At 41.4% G+C, this 7,008-nt stretch carries 5 protein-coding genes; 2 read left to right on the plus strand and 3 right to left on the minus strand.

What is annotated here, in order from left to right; translation table 11 throughout:
* Position 1: 1 nt before the first annotated feature.
* Positions 2-1,117, plus strand: coding sequence for an aminotransferase class V-fold PLP-dependent enzyme (locus tag H5162_RS19360; RefSeq protein ID WP_182779319.1), 1,116 nt, complete (start codon positions 2-4; stop codon positions 1,115-1,117).
* Positions 1,118-1,119: 2 nt separating this feature from the next.
* Here H5162_RS19360 and H5162_RS19365 read toward each other — a convergent pair whose 3' ends face one another.
* Together H5162_RS19365 and H5162_RS19370 are read right to left on the minus strand one after the other, a co-directional pair.
* On the minus strand, positions 1,120-1,605 hold the full coding sequence (locus tag H5162_RS19365) for a DUF4124 domain-containing protein (RefSeq protein WP_310736441.1): 486 nt from the start codon (positions 1,603-1,605) through the stop codon (positions 1,120-1,122).
* A 108-nt stretch (positions 1,606-1,713) separates the two neighbouring features.
* Positions 1,714-4,986 carry a methyl-accepting chemotaxis protein gene (locus tag H5162_RS19370; protein WP_182735770.1) on the minus strand — a complete coding sequence of 1,091 codons (3,273 nt, stop codon included), beginning with the start codon at positions 4,984-4,986 and terminating at the stop codon, positions 1,714-1,716.
* 172 nt (positions 4,987-5,158) lie between these two features.
* On the opposite strand from H5162_RS19370, the gene H5162_RS19375 reads away from it, so the two are divergent.
* On the plus strand, positions 5,159-6,577 hold the full coding sequence (locus H5162_RS19375; RefSeq protein WP_182732559.1) for a mannose-1-phosphate guanylyltransferase/mannose-6-phosphate isomerase: 1,419 nt from the start codon (positions 5,159-5,161) through the stop codon (positions 6,575-6,577).
* A gap of 6 nt (positions 6,578-6,583) precedes the next feature.
* On the opposite strand, the gene H5162_RS19380 is transcribed toward H5162_RS19375, so the two are convergent.
* Positions 6,584-6,937, minus strand: coding sequence for a 2OG-Fe(II) oxygenase (locus H5162_RS19380; RefSeq protein ID WP_145242732.1), 354 nt, complete (start codon positions 6,935-6,937; stop codon positions 6,584-6,586).
* Positions 6,938-7,008 lie beyond the last annotated feature (71 nt).

The following is a 7,008-nucleotide window of genomic DNA, read 5'->3' on the forward strand; positions in this document are numbered from 1 at the left end:
TATGTACAAAGATGACTTTAATCTTGCCGCAGGCTGTTACTTGCTAAATCACTCTGTTGGCCGTGCACTGAAAAGCAGCCAAGATGATTTTAACCAGCATTTTTTTGCTCCTTGGCAAGCGAGTAATAAAGAGCCATGGCAGCAGTGGCTGCCAGCCATTGAACGCTTTACTCAGGCGCTCAGTACATTGTTTAATTCACCGAGCAGGCAATTTTGTCCACAAGTAAATTTATCGAGCGCTTTAACAAAGTTAGTTATGTCGCATCCTCGCTTACGGCAAGCTGATTGTACGGTGTTGATGGCGCAAAGTGACTTTCCTAGCATGGGGTTTGCAATGCAAAAAGCGCTGGCTAGTAGCGCTGAAATAAAGTTTATTCCTGAACACGTAGATTTAACTGATAGCGTGCAATGGCAACAATATATTCAAACAGATATTGATTTAGTATTTATTAGTCACGCTTATTCAAATACTGGCCAGCAAGCGCCAGTAGCTGAAATTACGCAACTGTGTAAGCACGCAGGCTGTTTGAGTCTTGTTGATGTGGCGCAGTCAGCTGGTGTATTGCCTCTAGATTTAAGCCAAGTTGATGCTGATTTTATGATTGGTTCCAGCGTTAAGTGGTTATGCTCAGGTCCCGGTGCGGCATATTTATGGGTAAGCCAAGCGCAATTAAATGTGTGCGAACCACAAGATGTAGGGTGGTTTTCACATCAAAACCCATTTGAGTTTGATATTCATCACTTTGCTTATCATGATAGCGCATTGCGTTTTTGGGGCGGCACTCCATCGATTGCGCCATTTGTACTCGCAGGGCATAGCATTGGTTACTTTGCTAAATTAGGTGTTGCAACAGTGCGAGCGCACAACTTGGCGCTACTTGAACAATTAAGTGCAGAATTTAGGCCATATTTGGTGTCACCAACAACGCCAGAAAAACGTAGCGGTACAGCTATTTTAAATTTTGGCGAGCAACAGCCAGCGGTATTAAGCGCGCTGTCTCAGGCGAATATAAGTGTCGATGCGCGAGCATATGGGGTGCGAGTTTCACCGCATATTTATAACAACAGTAGTGATATAGCACAGCTAATAAAAGTGGTTAAACAAACCCTAAGCTAAATTTATTGGCTTAGTTGCGTTTTAAACGCTTTTAACGCATCAATTTGTTGCTGATACTGCTTTATTTTCGGCTCAATGCGTTGCTCAGCTTGTGCTGTGCGTTTTGCTATCGCATCAGCAATTGAGTTTGCACCCATTTTATTTGCAGAGTCTTGCGTCATATAGTTTATTTTGGTTTTTTGTTCTGCAAGAGTATCTTGAAGTTGCTTTATTTCTCGTTGATAAACTGCAATTTCACGATCAATTTTTTGCATCGCAACATAACTATCTACAGACGCCATGATATCTTTGCTTTGTTGCGTATTAGTTGCTTGGGTCACATTAGTTGGTGGAATTTTTATTTCTTTAGCATCGTCACCACAAGGTAGTTGACTAAAGGTAGCCACGCCATCAACCGTGCATTGGTAAGCAGCCGTAGCCACAGCTGCTGGTGGTATCAGCATCGCTACGGCACAAACCATTGTTAACTGAAGTTGTCGCAAGTACACTTATGAATCCCTAAATTTGCATTAAAATATCCAGTGCAGCTAGTTTATCAAGTTTGTTAATTTGAATCGCCAATTAATCGTTGCTATTTATTAGTGAATTTATTTTCCTTATAACGGTGCCTTTTGCAGTGAAAAATACCCGAGCAAGTGACGCATAGTGTTAGCTTGATCTGCCATTTGTTTTGCCGCAGCCATGGTTTCTTCAGTCATCGCTGAGTTTTCTTGGATCAAGGTTGTTAGGCGTTGTACCACAATATCTACCTCTTTAATTGCCTGTTGTTGGGTAATCGAAGAGCTATTGATAGACACTATCATATGGTTAACATCAGCCACAGCGCTGACAATTTGCTTTAGTTTCTCACCTGATGAGTTAGCAAGGGCGGTACCGTGACTAATTTTTTGGTTGCTGTTGCTTATTATAGTTTTAATTTGTTTCGCCGAGGTTGCGCTGCGTCCAGCTAATTCTCTAACCTCATTGGCAACGACCGCAAACCCGCGACCATGCTCGCCAGCTCTGGCAGCTTCTACCGCTGCGTTGAGAGCTAATAAATTGGTTTGAAATGCTATTTCATCAATAACAGAGACAATTTCATTAATATCCTTACTGGAATTATTGACCTCAACAATGGCATGAACCGTTTGTATGGATAGCTCGCCCCCTTCGGTTGCGCTCATTTGAGCGTTTTCTGCAAGCTTAACCGCTTCGTTAGCTTGCTTAGCAATGGCTGCTATTTCATCTAGCATGTTACTGCTGCTAGCACTGGCTTCTTCTAAATTGGCTGCTTGCTCTTCAGTGCGTTGACTTATTTCGGTGTTACTCTCTGCTATCTCTGCGGCGCTTTGTGATACTCTTAAGGCAGAGTCTTGGATGCTGCTAATAACACTGGTAAGTTTTTCAATCGTTTGATTTACATCTGCTTTTAATGTAGCAAATACACCTTGGTAATCCTGCTGTACTTGTTGATTTAAATTGCCTTGAGCAAGCCCGCTTAATACCTTAGTTACCTCTGCGATTGCATCTGCGGTGATGGTCAAAGAACTGTTCACATCATTTTGCAGCTGCGCTAATTGGCCTTGCATGTTTGTCTCTAGTTGTTGATTAAAATCACCGCTACGCATAGCTGCCATAACGCGCGCGAGTTCAGCAATAACAATACTCAAATTGCTAATAGAGCTATTTACATCATCTTTAAGTACATTGAGTTGGCCATTCATATCGCTATCGATTGTCTGCTCGAAGTTACCTTTACTGATCGCCAGCATAACGTTTGATATTTCACTTACAGCAGTGTCTAAACCCATAATTGAGTTATTAATATTATGCTTTAAAGTTGATAATTGGCCATTGGCACTGCAATTTACTTGTTGTTTAAAGTTGCCAGCATTTACGGCTGCCATAACATCGTTAATATTTTTAATGATTAACGCGAGATTGTCGACGCTCGCGTTGATATCATTTTTAAGTGTGGCTAACTGGCCTTGTAGAGGTTGCTCAAGGTGTTGTGAAAAATCCCCATCGTGAAGTGCGCTCATTACGCGACTGATATCACTTACTGCTCCCGCTAAACTGTGTACTGAATTATTCACACTGTTTTTTAATTGTGCCAAAGAGCCTTGTGCGGCTACCGTAACCTGTTGTTTAAAATCACCATGTTCGATATGGCTCATTACCCCGACAATTTCAGTAATGGTGCTATTTAGCGATTGCAGAGAGCCATTTATATTTTGTTTTAAGGTGGCCAGCTGTCCCTGCATTGGGGTTGTTATTTGGCTGTTAAAATTTCCTTGGCTCATTTCATCTATAATATGATTTATTTCACTCATTGCTTGCTCTAGCGAGTCTGCGCAATTATTTGTGGCCTGTTTTAAGGAATCTAATTCACCTTTGCAGGGCGCACTAATTCGGTGGTTAAATTCACCTGCGGCCATTTTATTCATAACCGTATTGGTTTGGGAAATAGAGCTTTGCAGCGCATCAAGGAGGCAATTAAAAGCACTTGCCGATGAACCTATTTCATCATTCGAAAGCACTGGCGTTCGTACCGAAAAATCACCTTTTTGTTCAACGTGACGCATTGTGTCGACAAGTAATTGCACAGGGCGGGTGAGCGAACGAGCAAACCAAATAGCGACCAGAGTAATGGCAATGATGGATATGATTAAGGTGCTAATGAGAATCGTCGTTAAATGACTGACTGTGGCAAAAGCTTCTTTTTTATCTATTTCAGCCAGTAATGACCACTGTATACCTAATACGTTAATAGGTTGATAAGACGACAGTACTAAGGAGCCGCTATAATCGGTGATTACTTGCTGACCTTTTTTACCTTGCTGAGTAAGCTCAGTTGCCAGCGTTTTTACTTTACCTATGCTTGGATAGCGAAAAGAATTTACAACTGAGCGGTTTTCGGGGTCGAGAAAGGAATCAGAACGCATTAAAAAATCAGGTCCGACTAAATATGTCTCGCCACTTGTACCTAAGCCAGCCCGCTCAGTCATAATGACATTTAGGGCATCAATGGATAGTTGAAAAATCAAGGTGCTGGTATGTACGCCTTGGTTATAAATTGGGGTGGCGATAAAACTGGCTGGTGCATTATAAGATGGCAAATATTGCTGATAATCGACAAAGGTTATTTCATCTTCATTGATCATTTTTGCTTGTTTAAATGCCAATGCTAGGTTGCTATTAGCATAAGGTCCATCGAGTAAAGAAGTGGCAAAGTCAACTTCTTTGTAAACAGAGTAAACTACTTCAGCGCTGCGATTGTCGATGATAAAGACATCATAAAAATCAAATTTTTGCGCAAAATTTAGTAAAAAACTATGGTATTTGCTGTGTAGTAAATTGTAGTTATTATCAGCACTTGCTTGTACTAATTTTGCTTTCTCGCCAAGTGGGTATGGGTTATCTGCTAGGTATTGTGATTGCCAATATTTAGCCGTGGGTGAAAGTGTGGAAAGCAGCTCAGAAGTTGGCAATTTGTCTTCGTTTTTAAGCCGGTATTTAGTATTAAAGTCGTTGTGATAGTAATCTGCCAGCTGTTGCTCTGCGGTGCTGTCGAGAGATGTTGTATAGGGCTCTTTAAATGCACGGCTAAGTTCATCTGCTGCGGTGTGGAGTAAAGGGCTTTGTGCTAAAAATAATAATTGCGCATGTATATCGGCAAAATGCCTTTCAATGGCGCTTTTTTTAATTTCACTAACCGCTTCTAATTGAGCATAAGTTTGTTTATTTAAAGCAGTAGCCGAGTTATACAGTGCAAGACTGATGGCTATCGCCAAGGGAATTAATGCAACGAGCAAAAAGGCAATAACAAGCTTTTTAGTCAAGCCAATATTACGTACAAAATTTCCGAATGAACGGGTTTGGTTAGCCATAACAACATCCTTATCAAAGCAAAGCTGTAAACCTAATATAGGTAATTAAGATTTAGTGTAGAACAGCTTGAATTAAAAGCGAGTCGATGACGAAAAATAGATTTTTTAGTTGCTGTAATGCACTCGCTATACTCTGTTAAACTACGGGCATTCAAATTTAAGTGTGTTTGCTATGAAAAACTCCATTATTCCAGTTGTATTGGCCGGTGGTATCGGTTCGCGGTTATGGCCATTATCGCGCCAAGCTATGCCAAAACAGTTTTTACCTTTACTGGGAGATGAGTCATTATTGCAAAGTACCTTAAATAGAGTCTCTGACTCATGTTTTACTGATCCGATTTTGGTTTGTAATGAACAGCATCGCTTTATTGTCAGCAGCCAATGCCAGCAAATCGGTGTTGCAACCATGGCGTTACTATTAGAGCCTGATGGCAAAAATACTGCTCCCGCCATCGCATTGGCAGCACAATATGCATTACAGCAAGGGCTTGATAAACCTTTATTAGTGATTCCAGCCGATCATCATATTGATAACTTTGAGTTGTTAATAGAGCAACTTCCTGATGCGATAAGCTTGGCGCAACAGGGCAAGTTAATTACCTTTGCAATTGAGCCAGACTCAGCCCATTGCGGTTACGGTTATATTAAAAATGGCACTAAAATAGCATCTTCAAACTGCTATGAAGTTGATCAATTTAAAGAAAAGCCCAGTCTACTATTAGCACAGCAATATCTTGCCAGTGGCGAATATAGCTGGAACAGTGGAATGTTTTTATTCACTCCTAGCGCATACCTTGCTGAACTTGAGCGTTTTGCACCAAAAATCGCCAGTTGCATTGCAGCAGCCGCCAATTTCAGTGGTGACTTAGGTTTTACCCGTGCCAATAATGAAGTCTTAAAAAACTGTCCAAGTGATTCAATCGACTATGCTATTTTAGAACGCAGCCCAAATGTGGCGGTGCTGCCTTTAGCGCTGAATTGGAATGATGTCGGCGGTTTTAATGCGCTATGGCAAAGTGCCGATAAAGACGAGCAAGGCAATAGCCTAAGCACCGATGACGTGGTTTTACATAGCCATAACAACTTGCTCAGCGGTGAAGAAGGTCATAGTATCGCAGCTCTTGGGGTGAGTGATTTAGCGATTATTCACACCCATGATGCAACTTTAGTCGCGAGCAAAAGCCAATTAGAGCAGCTTCCGGAACTATTAAAGCAATTAGCCGTTAAGCACGGTGATAAATTGATCCATCATCAAGCCGTGTATCGACCGTGGGGTAGTTACCGAGTGTTAATTGCAGGCACCGGCTTTAAAGTGAAAAAAATTATTGTCAGCCCAGCTGGCAAACTTTCAACGCAGCGCCATCAGCACCGCGCTGAGCATTGGGTTGTCGTCTCTGGCATTGCTGATGTGCGTATTGATGGCCAAGCACACAGGCTTACTGCCGATCAATCTTGCTATATAGCCGCCGGTCACATTCACAGTTTAGCAAACACGCAAAATGAGCCACTTATTCTTATAGAAGTACAAACTGGCAGCGTTTTAGATGAAACGGATATTGAACGTTTTGACGATCAGTATGGTAGAAAATAGTGAAGATTAATCGCTTTTAACCCAGCCAATACTTAATATATAACGACTACCTTTTTCTATTTTGGTTACTGCATGCTGAGTTATATCGGGCCTAAATAGTTTTATACGCTGGCTTTGAAATAAGGTGTTTTCGCACATAAACTCACCGCCCAGTTGGGCACGTTTGATAATGAGATTTAAACGAAAATGCTTACCTTTTTTTACTTTATCTGTATGGGGCTTTATTTCACTACCAACGGGAAACTTAATTAAATAAGTATCAAACTTTACTGGCCAATGGGCGCCACACAGAAGCATTTTGTCATAGCCCGAATCTTGCCTGCCACGCTGCCAGCGAAATAAATTTTTAAAAATAGCCATTGTATCTTTTCCTTATTACTTTAACTTCGCCAACTCGCCAACTCGCCAACTCGCCAACTCGCCAACTCGCC

This window comes from Pseudoalteromonas sp. SR41-8, from assembly GCF_014163915.1.
Lineage (GTDB): Bacteria > Pseudomonadota > Gammaproteobacteria > Enterobacterales > Alteromonadaceae > Pseudoalteromonas > Pseudoalteromonas rhizosphaerae.